The 14,065-nt window shown below is 75.2% G+C and carries 11 protein-coding genes and 1 pseudogene; 5 read left to right on the top strand and 7 right to left on the bottom strand.

The window, feature by feature from the left end; genetic code table 11:
• Window positions 1-98, top strand: a 98-nt coding sequence (locus ACFQ11_RS34305) for an acyl-CoA dehydrogenase family protein (RefSeq protein WP_131764087.1), incomplete at its 5' end; no start/stop codon positions are given.
• Here ACFQ11_RS34305 and ACFQ11_RS34310 read toward each other — a convergent pair.
• Window positions 91-3,186: a BTAD domain-containing putative transcriptional regulator gene (locus tag ACFQ11_RS34310; RefSeq protein ID WP_378306470.1), complete on the bottom strand. Its 3,096-nt coding sequence runs from the start codon at window positions 3,184-3,186 to the stop codon at window positions 91-93. The genes ACFQ11_RS34305 and ACFQ11_RS34310 overlap by 8 nt on opposite strands.
• A gap of 300 nt (window positions 3,187-3,486) precedes the next feature.
• On the opposite strand from ACFQ11_RS34310, the gene ACFQ11_RS34315 reads away from it, so the two are divergent.
• Window positions 3,487-4,686: an MFS transporter gene (locus ACFQ11_RS34315; protein ID WP_378306472.1), complete on the top strand. Its 1,200-nt coding sequence runs from the start codon at window positions 3,487-3,489 to the stop codon at window positions 4,684-4,686.
• 156 nt (window positions 4,687-4,842) lie between these two features.
• Here ACFQ11_RS34315 and ACFQ11_RS34320 read toward each other — a convergent pair whose 3' ends face one another.
• The 3 genes from ACFQ11_RS34320 to ACFQ11_RS34330 all read right to left on the bottom strand — a co-directional run bounded on the left by ACFQ11_RS34320 (window position 4,843) and on the right by ACFQ11_RS34330 (window position 8,001).
• Window positions 4,843-5,394 carry a hypothetical protein gene (locus tag ACFQ11_RS34320; RefSeq protein WP_378306475.1) on the bottom strand — a complete coding sequence of 184 codons (552 nt, stop codon included), beginning with the start codon at window positions 5,392-5,394 and terminating at the stop codon, window positions 4,843-4,845.
• Between the two features lie 110 nt (window positions 5,395-5,504).
• Complete coding sequence (locus ACFQ11_RS34325) at window positions 5,505-6,290, bottom strand: thioesterase family protein (protein ID WP_378306477.1); 786 nt, start codon at window positions 6,288-6,290, stop codon at window positions 5,505-5,507.
• Between the two features lie 28 nt (window positions 6,291-6,318).
• On the bottom strand, window positions 6,319-8,001 hold the full coding sequence (locus ACFQ11_RS34330) for an LCP family protein (protein WP_378306479.1): 1,683 nt from the start codon (window positions 7,999-8,001) through the stop codon (window positions 6,319-6,321).
• 246 nt (window positions 8,002-8,247) lie between these two features.
• On the opposite strand from ACFQ11_RS34330, the gene ACFQ11_RS34335 reads away from it, so the two are divergent.
• Complete coding sequence (locus tag ACFQ11_RS34335) at window positions 8,248-9,318, top strand: glycosyltransferase family 2 protein (protein ID WP_378306481.1); 1,071 nt, start codon at window positions 8,248-8,250, stop codon at window positions 9,316-9,318.
• Between the two features lie 125 nt (window positions 9,319-9,443).
• Window positions 9,444-10,193: a hypothetical protein gene (locus ACFQ11_RS34340; RefSeq protein WP_378306483.1), complete on the top strand. Its 750-nt coding sequence runs from the start codon at window positions 9,444-9,446 to the stop codon at window positions 10,191-10,193.
• On the opposite strand, the gene ACFQ11_RS34345 is transcribed toward ACFQ11_RS34340, so the two are convergent.
• The 3 genes from ACFQ11_RS34345 to ispD form a co-directional block, all read right to left on the bottom strand.
• Window positions 10,190-11,962: an asparagine synthase-related protein gene (locus tag ACFQ11_RS34345; protein WP_378306485.1), complete on the bottom strand. Its 1,773-nt coding sequence runs from the start codon at window positions 11,960-11,962 to the stop codon at window positions 10,190-10,192. The genes ACFQ11_RS34340 and ACFQ11_RS34345 overlap by 4 nt on opposite strands.
• Window positions 11,963-12,189: 227 nt before the next feature.
• Complete coding sequence (locus ACFQ11_RS34350; RefSeq protein ID WP_378306487.1) at window positions 12,190-12,939, bottom strand: glycerophosphodiester phosphodiesterase; 750 nt, start codon at window positions 12,937-12,939, stop codon at window positions 12,190-12,192.
• On the bottom strand, window positions 12,936-13,637 hold the full coding sequence (gene ispD, locus ACFQ11_RS34355) for a 2-C-methyl-D-erythritol 4-phosphate cytidylyltransferase (RefSeq protein ID WP_378306489.1): 702 nt from the start codon (window positions 13,635-13,637) through the stop codon (window positions 12,936-12,938). The genes ACFQ11_RS34350 and ispD overlap by 4 nt, the downstream gene beginning before the upstream one ends.
• A 118-nt stretch (window positions 13,638-13,755) precedes the next feature.
• Here ispD and ACFQ11_RS34360 point away from each other — a divergent pair.
• A pseudogene (locus ACFQ11_RS34360) lies at window positions 13,756-14,065 on the top strand (hypothetical protein); the annotation flags it as partial.

Consider the following 14,065-nt stretch of genomic DNA (forward strand, 5'->3'; position numbering starts at 1 on the left):
CGGTGGAGCGGATGATGCGCGACGCCAAGATCACCCAGATCTACGAGGGCACCAACCAGATCCAGCGGATGGTCATGGCCCGCCAGCTCCTCAAGTAACCGTGCACGCCGCGTCCGCCGGGGCGCCCGACCGGCCCCGGCGGAACGCGGACGCGAACCTCTCCTCGCCCAGGACGGCCGTCGCCGCCGCCTCGATCCGGTCGACGTCGCCGCGCTCGGCGGCCGGCAGCGGCGCGCCGACGCTCCGCCGCGCCGCGTCCGCCGCCCCCAGCAGGACGGCCGCGCGCTCGGCGTCGCCGTCCAGGACGAACGCGCCCGCCAGACCTTCCAGGGAGAGCGCGAGCACGCGCGGCTCCCCGATGGCCCGCGCGAACTCCAGGCCGCGGCGGTGGTGCGCGAAGGCCCGCGCCGCGTCCCCGCGCAGTTCGGCGACGAACCCGAGTTCCGCGGACAGCAGATGCTCCCCGATGTCGGACGACTCGTACCCGTCCCGGATCCGGTGCAGGTGCCGTTCGGCGGCGTCGAGGTCGCCCGCGCGGCGCGCCCCGAGCGCCAGCCCCATCAGGGCGTGCACCTCGCTGTAGCGCAACCCCTGCTCGGCGGCCAGCCGCAACGACCGTTCGTGCAGGTCGCGGGCCCTTTCATGGTCGCGGGCGAGCAGCGCCAGCCGGCCGAGGCCCGACAGCCGGGCGGTGACCTCCGCGCGCAGGCCCAGCTCCTCGGCGATCGCCAGCCCCTCCCGCTGGCGCCGCTCCGCCGCGGCGTAGTCGCCCCTGATCTCGGCGAGGTCGGCGAGCGGGGACACGGTCTGCAACCGGCCCCACCGGTCGCCGAGCTCCCCGAACAGGTCCGCTGCCCGCGCCCCGGCCTCCTCGACGGTCGCCAGGTCGCCCCGGACGAGCGCGAGCGTCGCCTCCAGCGCGTGCGCGGCCGCGATGCCCCACCGGTCGCCGGTTTCCTCGAACAGGACGAGCGCGCGGGCGTTCGCCTTCGCGGCCTCGGCGCGGTCGCCCGCCTGGAACAGGGCGTACGCGCGGAGCCAGCCGGCCCGGGCCCGGCGCGCGGCGTCCGCGATGCCGTGTTCGGGCGGGTCGGCGGCGCCGCGGTCGCGGACCAGCAGCGCGAACGCCGACCGCAGGACGCGCGCCTCCGCGGCGTCCGGCGCGACCCCGAGCACCGCGTCCAGCGTGCGCCGTGCCTCGTGCAGCCGTCCGCGCAGCAGCCACCACCACGTCAGCGCGGTCGCGAGCCGCACCGCCTCGGCCGGGGCCGGCCGGCGCAGCGCCTCGTCGAGCGCGGCCCGCGTGTTCGCCGACTCGGCGTCCAGGCGGTCCAGCCACGCCCGCTGCCCCGCGCCCCGCAGGTGCCGGTCGGCGCGCTCGGCGAGGGCCAGGTAGTGGCGCAGGTGCCGGTCCCGCGCCGCGGCGGCCTCGCCCGCCTCCGCCAGCCGGTCCGCCGCGTACGCGGCGACCGACTCCAGCATCCGGTACCGGGGCCCGGCGGCGCCCTCCGCCATCACGACGAGCGACCGGCCGACCAGCCGGCCGAGCACGTCCACGACGTCCGCGCGCCGCACGCCGCCGTCCGCGCAGACCGCCTCCGCGGCGTCGAGGTCGCAGCCGTCCGGGTGCACCGCGAGCCGCCGCAGCACGGCGCGCTCGTCCGCGCCGAGCAGGTCCCAGCTCCAGTCGATCACCGCGCGCAGCGTGCGCTGGCGGGCGGGCGCGTCCCGCGGGCCGCCGGTGAGCAGCCCGAACCGGTCGCCGAGCCGCGCCGCCAGTTCCCGCACCCCGAGGGACCGGACGCGCGTCGCCGCGAGTTCGAGCGCGAGCGGCACGCCGTCGAGCCGCGCGCAGATCTCCGCGACGGCCGCGCGGTTCGCGTCGTCCAGGACGAAACCGGGCGCGGACGCGGCGGCGCGTTCGGCGAACAGCCGCACGGCGTCGGACGCGCCGAGCGGTTCGACCGCGTACACCGTCTCGCCGGTCAGGCCGAGCGGCTCCCGCCCGGTCGCCAGGATCGCGGGCCCGGACGTGCCGCGCAGCAGGAACGCGGCGAGTTCGGCGGCCGGTTCGACGACGTGCTCGACGTTGTCGAGGACGAGCAGCAGCCGCCGGTCCCGCAGCGCCGCCGCGAGCCGCCCGGCGGGCTCGGCGGGCGCGCCGGACGGCACGTCGTCCCGCACGCCGACGGCGTCCGCGACCGCCTGCGCGATCGCCGCCGCGTCGCCGTGCCGGCCCGCGAGCTCGACCAGCCGCACGCCGTCCGGGAACGCGCCCGCGAGCCGGTTCGCGGCCGCCAGCGCCAGGCGGGTCTTCCCGACCCCGCCCGGCCCCGTCAGCGTCACCAGCCGGGACGAGCCGGCGAGCCGGGCGACGTCGTCGAGGCACGCGTCGCGGCCGACGAGCGCGGTGAGCGGCACCGGCAGGGCCGGGCGGGCCGGAGCCGGCGCGAGCGAGGCGTCCTGCCGCAGGATCCGCTCGTACAGCCCGGCCAGTTCCCGGCCCGGGTCGACGCCCAGCTCGTCCGCCATCTGCGTGCGCAGCGCGGTGTAGGACGCCAGCGCCTCGCTCTGCCGCCCCGCCCGGTACAGGGCCAGCATCTGCACGGCCCGGAGCCGTTCGCGCAGCGGGTGCCGCGCCACCAGGTCGCCCAGCTCCCCGGCCAGCAGCAGGTGGTCGCCCGCCGCCAGCCGCGCCTCGGCCTGTTCCTCCAGCACGGTGAGCCGCTGGTCGTCGAGCCGCTCGGCCGCCGGGCGGGCGAACGCCTCGTCCGCGACGTCGGCGTACGCGGGCCCCCGCCACAGGCCGAGCGCCGCGGTGAGCCGCGCGGCCCGCACGCGGGGGTCCGCCACGGCGCGGGCGCCGGCCGCGAGCGCGCGGAACCGGTCGGCGTCCACCTCGTCGCCGGACCCGTCGAGGACGAGCCGGTACCCGTTCGCCTGCCGCACCACGCGGTCGCGGCCGAGCGCCCGCCGAAGCTGCGACACCTTCGCCTGCAGCGCGTTCGCCGGGTCGCGGGGCGTCGCGTCGCCCCACAGGTCGTCGATCAGGCGGTCGGCGGGCACGGGCCGCCCCTCGTGGACGAGCAGGTCGGCGAGCAGCGCCCGCACCTTCGTCTCCCGGATCCGTACCGGCGTCCCCTCGTCGTCCCACACCGTCACGGGACCGAGCACACCGAACCGCATCCCCGAAGCTTATTGCGACGCCCTCGGCGGGCGGCTCGGCGGGCGGCTCGGCGGGCGGCTCGGCGGGCGGCTCGGCGGGCGTCGCGTGCGGTCGCCGCATCGCCCCGGCTCAGCCGAGGGCTCGCTGCGCGATCGGTTTCCCTCGGGCCCGGACTCGCCTTCGGACGCGACCGGAAGGGTTCTCGTCCGCTCTGGCCGCGGCGGGCGGGCTTCGGAGCGGGCGTCAGCGGAGCGTCAGGGAATCCGAAGCCCTTCACGGCACGGTCGTTCCCGGCACCGAACATTAAGGAAACGATCACCATGCGGACCGTGGAACAGGCCGCCGAGCCGGCCGGATCCGAACCATCCCGCAGGCTGCCGATGCCCGCGCTGCTGGCACTGGCGACGGCCGTCTTCATCACCAGCCTGACCGAGACGCTTCCCGCGGGGCTGCTGCCCGCGATGAGCGACGACCTCCGCGTCGGCGAGTCCGCCACCGGACAGACGGTGACGATCTACGCGATCGGGACGGCGCTCACCGCCGTGCCGCTGACCGCCGCCACGGCGGCCTGGCGCCGCAAGGCGCTGCTGCTGACGACCGTCGCCGGGTTCGCCGTCGCCAACACGGTCACGGCGCTGTCCACGCACTACCCGCTGACGATGGTGGCGCGGTTCGCCGCCGGGGTCGCGGCCGGGCTCGCCTGGGCGCTGCTCGCCGGGTACGCGCGCCGCCTCGCGCCGACCGGCCTGGAGGGGCGCGCCATCGCGATCGCGATGGCGGGGATCCCGGTGGCGCTGTCGCTCGGCGTTCCGGCGGGCACCTTCCTGGGGACGGCCGTCGGCTGGCAGGCCGCGTTCCTGCTGATGACCGGGCTGACGCTCGTGCTGATCGGGTGGATCGCCGCGGCCGTGCCCGACTTCCCCGGGCGCCGTGCGGACGAGCGGGGGCCGAAGACGAACCCGCTGCGCGTCCCCGGGGTCGCGCCCGTCCTGTTCGTCACGCTCGTGTTCGTCCTCGCCCACACGATCCTCTACACCTACATCGCGACGTTCCTGGACGGCGCCGGCATGGGCGGCTCGACCGACGTCGTCCTGCTGGTGTTCGGCGCCGCGTCCCTCGCGGGGATCTGGATCGTGGGCGCGCACATCCACCGCCGCCTCCGCGCGCTGACGATCGCCGGGACGCTCCTCGTGGGCGCGGGCGCCGCCGTCCTGGCCACGGCGGCGGGCGAACCCGCGCTCGTCCATCTCGCCGCCGCGCTGTGGGGGCTCGGCTGGGGCGGCGCCCCGACCCTGCTGCAGACGGCCGCCGGGAACGCGGCCGGCGACGCCGCCGACGCCGCCCAGGCCATGCTCGTCACCCTCTGGAACGCCGCCATGGCCGGCGGCGGCATCGCCGGGGGCCTCCTCCTCGACGCCTTCGGCACCGGCTCGTTCCCGTGGGGAACGCTCGCCCTCCTCGCGCCCGCGCTCGCCGCCGTCCTGGCGGCACGCGCCCATGGGTTCCCCGCACACCGATGAGACCGAAGACGGTCATGCGCTCCGAACCTTGAGCGCCGGCCCGAGCAGTACCGCCTGAACGCCGCGTCGCCCTCGTCCGCCGGACGGACGAGGGCGATGCCGCTTCGTTCGCTGCGGCTTCGTTCGCTGCGGCTTCGTTCGCTGCGGCTTCGTTCGCTACGCCTTGCCGGAGGGCTTCTTGCCGGCGGGCTTCTTGTCCGCGGGCTTCTCCTGCCCGGCGTCCCGGTGCGAGACGTTCACGACGAGCTTGCCGTCCTCGGTCATCCGCGGCCGCAGCGTGAGGTCGTTCCAGTGGACGGACGCGTCCGGATTCCGGGCGTCGACCGAGGTGATCATCGTCGAGTCGGTGTTCTTGAGCGTGAAGGTGACGCGGGTGCCCTTGATCTCGACGCCGATCGGGTCGATGCCGAACCTGTCGTCGAGCTTGATCTCCTGGCCGTCCTCCAGGACCACCTCGCACGCGCCGTCCGCGCAGGCTTCGAGGTCCGTGCCGTCCTTCGCGGCGGGCTTGGCGGGCTTGGCGGCCGGCTTCGGCGACGCCTCGGCCACCGGGGGCACCGTGCCCGCGGCGGGCACGGTGTCCGAGGCGGGCACGGTGTCCGCCCCGGGCGGGTTCGGGGCGGCGGCGAGCGCCGTGCCGGCGAAGCCGCCGAGCGCGAGCGCGGCGACGGCGGTCGTGGTGAGCAGGCCGAGATTCCTTGTCGACATGGTGTGGACTCCTGACGGTCGCACTGTCACTTGTCTCTGTACGCCTTGCATTACAGAGAGTAAGTGATCAAGCTCCGAGCGTGACCCAGGGGGTCCCTCCCGGCGTGTGCTCAGCCGGGCAGGTCGTCCACGAACATCGTCTGCAGGACCCGCCCGAGGTCACCGGACGCGTCCGCCAGCGAGCCCTCGCACAGCGCGCCGCCGCCCGGCGCGGCCTGCAGCGACCCGGACAGGCACAGCCACTCGCCGACGGGATCGCGGTACAGCGCCACGGTCAGGTCCGTGTTGATCACCAGCCACGAGGTCAGGTCGAGCTCGCTGCCCACCCCCGACACGCTGTCGGACAGGACGAGCGCCCGCACCAGCGGCGTGTCGTCCTCCCCGGCGACCAGCGGCACCCGCGACCGCGCCCACGTCGTCGCGGGGCCGGGCGCGGAGAACGACCCCGCCGCGAGCCGCCACTCCATCGCCGACAGGTAACCGTCCAGGTGGGCGCCCGCCCACGCCTCCAGGGGGCCGGACGCGGCGGGCAGCGGCGGCGGGGGCGGCGTGTGGACGATCGGCGCGACGCCGTCCGGCGCCCGCGCCGTCCGCCAGGCGGCCGCCCGCACGACCAGGCGGCCCTCGTGGGTCAGTTCCGCCTCCAGCAGCGTGACGCGCCGCCCCGGACGGACGGTCCGCACCGCGACGCGCAGCGGCGCGACCGGCACCGGGCCGAGGATCTCCATCGTCATCCGCGCCACCCGGGTGCCCGGGACGGGCTCGTGCCGCTCGAAGGCACGGCCGACCAGCCCGGCGACCGGCCCAGCGTGCTGGAATTCCGGTGACCACGGTCCCGCGGTCGCCGGGGTGGAGGCGAACCCGCCATCGGCGAGCGGCTCGTAGAACCCGTCCACAACGGCTCCTTTCGACTGGAACCGCACTCTAGCCGCAGAGTTTCTGGGTCCCGGTCTCGACCGTCGTGCCCGCGCTCGGCGACGGCGTCGGCTCCGCCGCCTCGACCTTGACCTTCTCCACCCCGTCCCAGTCGCCGCCCACGTAGATCTGGATCTCCGCCTGGAGTTCGTCCATCTCCTTCAGCTTCGCGTCCGGCAGCGCCTTCGCGAGCGTCTTCGCCGCCTCCGCCCTGGACGGCCCGTACCGGATCTCCGTGGTCCGCAGGCCGCGCCGCGCCAGCCCCGGGACGACGCTCGCCTCGAAGCCCGCGTCCTCCAGCTGCCGTCCCGCCTTCGTCGCCAGGCCCGGCGTCCCGATCGCGTTCAGCACCCGCACCGAGACGTCCTCCGGCGGCACCGTCAGCCGGTCCTCCGGCCGCTGCGTCGGGGACGGCTTCGGCGGCGCGGGCTTCGGCGACGCCAGCGGCTCGTCGTTCTCGATCTTCTGGAACAGCTCCCGCGCCCGCTCCTCGTCCCACTTCACCGTCGACTGCGGAGCCGCCGCGTTCCAGAACGCGGCCTGATGGTCGGGGTTCTCCAGCGGCACGTTCGCGAACGTCAGGTCGTCGGTCGACAGGTCGCGCATCTCGTCGACGATCTCCGGCAGGTCCTCCGCGAGCCGGTCGTCCACCGTGAGCGTGCCCAGCGCCGCGTCCAGGAACTTCGTCGACTTCACCGGGTTGCGCAGCGTCTCCGTCGACAGCGCCTGCTTCATCAGCGCCGCCATGAACTGCTGCTGCCGGTCGATCCGCCCGAGGTCGCTCCCGCCGGTCATCGTGTACCGGGTCCGGGCGAACGCGAGCGCCTTCATCCCGTCCACGTGCGACTTCCCGGCGGGCAGCCGCAGCCCGCTCTTCGGGTCGTTCACGGGCTGCTCGACGCACACGTCCACGCCGCCCAGCGCGTCGACCATCCTCACGAACCCGTAGAAGTTGACCTCGACGTAGTGGTCGATCGACACGCCCGTCGCGCGCTTCACCGTCTTCACCGCGAGGCTCGCCCCGCCGAACTGGTACGCCCACGTCAGCTTGCCCGGACGCGCGGGCACGTTCTCCCCCTTCGCGCCCTCCGACCCGTTCGACTCGTGCGCCGGGATCGTCACGTACGAGTCCCGCGGCAGGCTCACCACCGAGATCCGCTTCCGGTCGCCCGACACGTGCAGCAGCATCATCGTGTCCGAGCGCTCGCCCGGGAACTTGCCCAGCTTCGCGGCCCTGATCTGCTCCTTCGTCAGCCCGTCGCGCCGGTCGACGCCCGCGACCAGCACCGTCATCGGGCCCTCGGCGCCCCCCGCGGCCTCGTCCAGGCCGTCGATCGAGATCTTGTCGATCGCGCCCGTCACGTAGTTCTGGAACGCCCACGCCCCGCCGGACGTCAGCAGCACGAACGCCGACATGCCCGCGGTCACCCCCAGCAGCCGCCGCTGCCGCCGCGCGCTCAGCGCCGCCCGCGGGCTCATCTGCGGCCCCGGCCGGCGCGGCCCCCGCGGGCCCTCCACCGGCACCCGCGGCGCCGGCATCCCGTCGATCGTCACGCCGTCGATGTCGCCGTCGTCGCCGTCCGCCCCGCCGTCCGCGCCGCCGGCGGGCCGGGGCCGGAAGTAGCGCTCCAGCGGATCGGCGTCACCGCCCGCGAACGGGTCGTCGCGATCCGAGCCGTGCCCGTCCGTCATGCCGCCGCCGCCTCCCGAAGAACGTCGTCGGATGTGCTGGGATGAGTCTCGACCACCTTAAAGTGGGGAACACCTGACTCACCGCCATCTGAACCGCGTGTCATTGCGGTAACGTAACGCCGTCCTGACCACACCCCGGCGGCCCCGCACGCGAACCTGGGCGACGTGGGCTGCGTCGGACAAGCGAGCAAGAGAGAGGAAGGGGGGCCTCCTCCGGCCTGTCCGGCCGGATGCGCCCGCGAGCCCATGAACCCGTCTCCCCATGCGCAGCGCGCCGCGCAGCACGCGCCACGGACCCGCACCGACGACGGCGGACGCACCTGGCCCGCGGTGTCGGTGGTCATGCCCGTCCTCAACGAGCAGCGGCACCTCACCGACGCCGTGCGGCGCATCCTGACCCAGGACTACCCGGGCGAGCTCGAGCTGGTGCTCGCGCTCGGGCCGTCCCGCGACCGCACCGACGAGATCGCGCACCGGCTCGCCGCCGAGGACCCGCGGATCGTCGTGGTGGCCAACCCGTCCGGCCGCACCCCGCAGGGCCTCAACATCGCCATCAAGGCGTCGCAGTACTCGATCATCGTCCGGGTGGACGGGCATTCGCTGCTGCCGCCCGACTACGTCCGCGCCGCCGTCGAGACGATGGAGGAGACGGGCGCCGACAACGTCGGCGGGATCATGGCCGCCGAGGGCGTCACCCCCTTCGAGCAGGCCGTCGCGCGGGCGATGACGTCCAAGCTCGGCGTCGGCAACGCCCGCTTCCACACCGGCGGCGAGGCCGGCGAGGTCGAGACCGTCTACCTCGGGACGTTCCGGCGCAGCGCCCTCGACCGCGTCGGCGGGTACGACGAGACGTTCACCCGCGCGCAGGACTGGGAGATGAACCACCGCATCCGGCAGACCGGCGGGCGGATCTTCTTCACGCCGCGGATGCGCGTCACCTACCGGCCCCGGCCGGACCTGCGCGCCCTCGCCAAGCAGTACTTCCACACCGGACGGTGGCGCCGCGTCGTCGGCCGCGAGCACGCCGGCACCCTCAACCTGCGCTACCTCGCGCCGCCGATCGCGGTGCTGGCGATGACGGCGGGCGCCGTCGCCGGGGCGTTCGGGTTCTGGCCCGGCTGGATCCTGCCCGGCGGGTACGCGGTCGCGATGATCGCGGGCGCGGCCGTGGAGGGCCGCGGGCTGCCCCCGGCGGCCTGGGTGCGCCTCCCGCTCGTCTACGCGACCATGCACGTCACCTGGGGCGTCGGCTTCCTGACGAGCCCGCCCCGGCTCGGTCAGCCCGCCCCGGCGAAGCCCGGCGAGCCCGTCGTCTGACCGGCGGCCCCGCCCCGTGACGGGGGCTCGGGGCGGCACGGGCGGAACCGGAGGTGCGCTCGGGGCCGTCCCAAGGTTACGGTGGCGATACCCCGCCACCGTCCCGGCGGCCTGGAGGTGGCCCGATGTCCAATGGAGCACGTCACGCGCTCGGCGCGCTGATCGGTGTCGTCCTGACCCCGCTGATCGCCGCGGGCCTGCTGTACGGCACCCACCAGATGCACCGGTCCGGGCAGCGCGTGGCCGCCACGTTCGGCGACGAGGCGGGGTCCGAGCGCTGGATCGGCTCGGCGCTGCTGCTGTGCACGGCCGTGCTGCTCGCGCTCGCCGTGGCGCCGCGCGTCTCGCCGCTCGCCTCGCTGATCCCCGGCGTCGTGCTCACGGGCGTCGGCGGCGTGTGGGTCGCCGATCCGGGCTGGATGCTGCGGCAGGAACTCGTGGCGGACCTGCTCCCCGCCCGGCTCGAACTGGCCTACATCGGGATCATCGGCCCGTACGGCATCTTCCTGCTGCTCGGCCTGCTGCTCCTGGTGGCGTCGGTGATGCCGGGGCGGTGGACGAGCACCGCCGCGAGGTCGCGGCACGCCGGGCCGCCGCCCGCGCCGATGGGCGCGTCCGGCCCGCCGCCGTTGCCCGGGACCGCCCGCCCGGGGGCCGGTCCGCAGCCGCATGCGGAGCCGGGACCGTTCGCGCCGCCCTACTCGCCGCCGCCCGCGCCGCAGGGACCGCAGCCGCAGCAGCCGCAGCAGCCGCAGCAGCAGCCCGGGGCCGTCCCGTTCGGGCACGGGGAGGAGCGCCCCGACCCGTCCCGGGGGCAGGGCGAGGGCGGCGAGTGGACCCGCATGTACGGGGACGACGACCTGCGCGGGCGTTAACGCGGGATCGGGATCCGGACGTTCGGCAGCTTCGGCCTCGGCTCCCGCCATGCGCCCGACAGCAGCACGCTGAGCGTGTAGATGTGCCATAGCTGGTTCGTCCAGCCCTTCGGGACCGTCGCGAAGTGCTCCTCGAACTTGCGGCGGTTCACGATGTCCCACAGTTCGGGCGGGCCGTCCAGGACATGGTCGCGCAGCAGGGCGAGGAACGGCTCGTCGAACTCGCGCCGCCAGTTGAACCCGGACGTGCGTCCCTTCGGCAGGACGGCCGCGCGGCGCCGCCACGCGGGCCACTCGCGGAGGCGGCGCGGCCCGCCCGCCTCGAACCGCCACCGCTTGCCCTCCGGCGGGACGGACGCGAGCCTCGGCGCGAGCGTCTCGATCAGCAGGAACACGACCTCCTCGCTCGCCCGCCATTCGGGCGGGAGCGCGAGCGCCTCCCGGACGACGCGGTTGTCGAAGAACGGGTGGTAGGACGGCGTGTTCATCGTCGTCGCGGTGTGCGAGCCGACGATCCAGCGTCCCGACCGGTAGAACAGGTACAGCAGGTCGAGGACGCGCGGCCCGTTCTCGGCGGCCCGCGCCGACCACCGGGCGAGGTGCTCGTCGGCGGCGGCGTTCGCCTCCGGGGTGCAGAACCCCTCGGCCGATCTGAAGATCGTCCGGACCCGCTTCTGGATTCCCGCGGGCGTGAGGTCCCGCTGGTCGTAGAGGTGGCCGCCGCGCAGCGTCTCGCCGCCCGACCCCGACGTCTTGGGGCCGACCCGGTACGGCTCCCACCCGTTGACCCGCTCGTAGGCCGAGGTCATGCCCTCGCAGCGGCGGACGACGTCGTACGCCCGCAGCAGCGGATGCCCGACGGCCACCGCGTCGGGGGCGTCGTCGCGCGCGGTCGTGGTCGTGAGGGTCACGCGGTGCTCGAGGCCGAGCAGCCCGGCGATGCGCCGCGCGAGGACGACGTCCGGATCGTCGTCGAACCCGTGCGTCGTCGCGATCATCGGCACCCCGGCCGCCGTCAGCACCGCCGCCATGATGCGGCTGTCCCGGCCGCCCGACAGGGCCAGCTCGACCGGCTCGCCGTGCGCGGCGAGCGGCGCGGCGGCGTCCACGAGGGCCTCGGCGAGGCGCTGCACGCGCCTGCGCCGCTCCCGTGCGTCCGCGGGCATCGGCTCGGCGTCCGGGACGTCCCGTTCCCGCACCGTGACGCCGCGTCCGGGCGCGGCGGTGAGGACGGCGTCGGCGGGCAGCGCGCGGACGCCCGCGAAGGGGGTGTCGTCGTTGGTGAAGAACCCGTGCCGGACCATCGGCTGGAGCGCCATGACGTCGTAGTCCACCGGCGGTCTCCGCAGACCCGTTTCGGCGGCGCGCGCGGTGAGATGGACGAGGAGCGCGCGGCTGCCGATGAAACAGAAATCGGGTGATTCGCAGAAATAGACCGGGCAGACGCGGGCGATGGACGTGGCGGCGTCAACGCCGTCGCGGTGCGCGCGGAACAGCGCGAACACCCCGCCCGTCGACGCGACGGCCGCCGCCGGATCGTCGGTCTCGAGCAGTTCCTTCTCGGCGATGTCCGGATCGGCGAGGTAGCCGGTGTGGCCGAGCACGCGTTCGTCCCCGGCGGCGAGCGGGCGGGGGAGGAGCCGATGCTCGGGCTCGTTCGACCAGGACAGCAGGACGGACGAGCCGTCCGGCGAGGTCCAGCGCGACGACGTCAGCCGGTCGGCGGGCACGGGGATCGCGTCGGCGGTCGCGGTGTCCGCGGCCTCCAAGATGTGCGGTGAAATTCGGCGGTTCCTACCCTTGCTCACCACGGCGAGATAGGCGCGCACGCATGCTCCGTTCGATCGGTCGCTTGGACCGCACGACCGTCGCCCCGCAGGGTTAACGTCCGCCGAACCGTCTCCATATGGGCGGTAAATTATGCCCTTGTTTAGCGAAGGTTGCTCCGGCCCCCAATTTGGATCGCTCCATTTCGGGGCGAATCACGCACCGCGGTTCAGAGGGCGGCGAGGACGCCGGGGACGTCGTCGACGACCATCGCGTCGATGCCCGCCTCCGCGTAGCGCGGGGCGTGCTCGGCCGCCGGGCACCACGCGACGACCTCCAGGCCCGCCTTGTGCGCGGCGTTCACGCAGTGGTCCAGCGGCCGCAGCCGGGTGTCGGGATGCTCGAACCCGCAGGAGCCGGTGTGGACGGCGACCGCCTGCAGGCCCAGCCCCGCCGCCGCCGGGACGGCGTGCCACAGCGGGAACCGCAGCCACGTCAGCAGCCCGAGCGGGACGCCCGGCAGTTCGTCCCGCAGGAACACCAGCAGCGCCGGGTCGAACGACGTGACCAGCAGCGGCCGCCGGCGGGCCTCCCGCCGCAGCAGCGGGAGCAGCAGCGCGCCCGTCCGCCGGTCCGGGTCGTCCAGCGCGTCCTCCAATACGGTCTTGACGTCGACGTCCACCGCGACGTGCGGCGGCAGCGCGTCGAAGACGTCCGCGAGGCGCGGCAGGCCGCTGTCGGTCGCGGGCAGGTCGACCACGTGCGACCCGTCCGGGATCGTCGGGTCGTGCCGGAGGACGAGATGGTCGTCGGCGGTGCGGGTCACGTCGACCTCGACCCAGCCCAGGCCCGCTTCCACGGCGGCGAGCATCGAGTCGAGCGTGTTCTCGGCGACCGTCCGGCCCGTCCCGGGCACCGGCCGCTCACCGGACCCGTAGCCGCGGTGGCCGATGACCGCGGGGGTGCTGTCGAAGATCAAGGGGTCTCCTCCGCGGCGATGTGCTCGGCGAGCGAGAGGTCCAGCGGACGCGTGACCTTCAGATTCCGGTCGTCGCCCGCGACCACGCGGATCGGCACGTCCGGCAGGTAGCGGTGCACGATCCCGCAGTCGTCGGTCGCCGCGAGCTCCGGATCCGCCAGCGCGATCTCGTACGCCTTGCGGATCGTGCCGAGCACGAACCCCTGCGGCGTCTGGAACCGGCTCATCGTCTCCCGGGACGGCATCGACGCGACCAGGCCGTCCTCCACGACGACGATCGTGTCGGGGCTCGGCACCCCCACCGCGACCGCCGCGTCGCCGTCCAGCGCGTCCAGCACGCGGTCGATCACGGCGGCGCCGACGAACGGGCGGGCCGCGTCGTGGAACAGGACCCGGACGTCGTCCGGCCGGCCGGCCAGCGCCTCCAGCGCCGCGACCGTCGACGCGGTGCGGGTGTCGCCGCCCTCGACCACGCCCGCGACCTTGCCGAACGGCGCGACGATCGCCGCCGCCGCGCGCAGGTGCCCGGACGCCATCACGACCAGCACCTCGTCGATGCGGGGATGCGCGTCGAACGCGGCGACCGCGCGGGCCAGGATCGGGCGGCCGCCGATCTCGAGGAGCTGCTTGGGGCGCCCGGCGCCCAGCCGCGCCCCGACCCCGCCGGCGAGCACCACCGCGACCGTCCGCGTACCCATGTCTCCCCGTTCTCCACACAACCGGTCATCGAAGCATTACGCTCTGCCATTACCGTACGGCTCAAGCTCAACGTACCGGACCCGCGGGCGCACGGCCCGCCCGAACCGAGAGGCGACCGTGGAGCAGCAGACGGTGCGCCGCGCGGCACGCTGGGGTCTCACCCCCGGCACCACCGCGCCGATCTCCCTGGGCCTCGCCGCGCTGGCCGCCGTCTGGTTCTCCGACGCCACCCGCGCCGGGGCCGTCGCGGGCGCGCTGCTGCTCGCCGCGACGGTCGTCCTGGCCCGCGTCGACGCCCGCCTCGCCCGCGCGGGAGCCGCGACCCGGCGGCAGGTGTGGCGGTCGGCGCTGCTGCGCCGCACCGAGGAGGCGATCGTCTACGCGGGCCTCGCCGCCGAGGCGGCCGCCGCGCCCGCGGGGCCGCTCG

This window comes from Actinomadura sediminis (assembly GCF_042675525.1).
Taxonomy (GTDB): domain Bacteria; phylum Actinomycetota; class Actinomycetes; order Streptosporangiales; family Streptosporangiaceae; genus Spirillospora; species Spirillospora sediminis.

Bases quoted from the DNA above. Each gene is read 5' to 3' on its own strand.
- ACFQ11_RS34340 (WP_378306483.1), top strand. From the start codon at position 9,444: ATGTCCAATGGAGCACGTCACGCGCTCGGCGCGCTGATCGGTGTCGTC.
- ACFQ11_RS34320 (WP_378306475.1), bottom strand. From the start codon at position 5,394: ATGTCGACAAGGAATCTCGGCCTGCTCACCACGACCGCCGTCGCCGCG.
- ACFQ11_RS34310 (WP_378306470.1), bottom strand. From the start codon at position 3,186: ATGCGGTTCGGTGTGCTCGGTCCCGTGACGGTGTGGGACGACGAGGGG.
- ACFQ11_RS34335 (WP_378306481.1), top strand. From the start codon at position 8,248: ATGAACCCGTCTCCCCATGCGCAGCGCGCCGCGCAGCACGCGCCACGG.
- ACFQ11_RS34315 (WP_378306472.1), top strand. From the start codon at position 3,487: ATGCGGACCGTGGAACAGGCCGCCGAGCCGGCCGGATCCGAACCATCC.
- ACFQ11_RS34330 (WP_378306479.1), bottom strand. From the start codon at position 8,001: ATGACGGACGGGCACGGCTCGGATCGCGACGACCCGTTCGCGGGCGGT.
- ispD (WP_378306489.1), bottom strand. From the start codon at position 13,637: ATGGGTACGCGGACGGTCGCGGTGGTGCTCGCCGGCGGGGTCGGGGCG.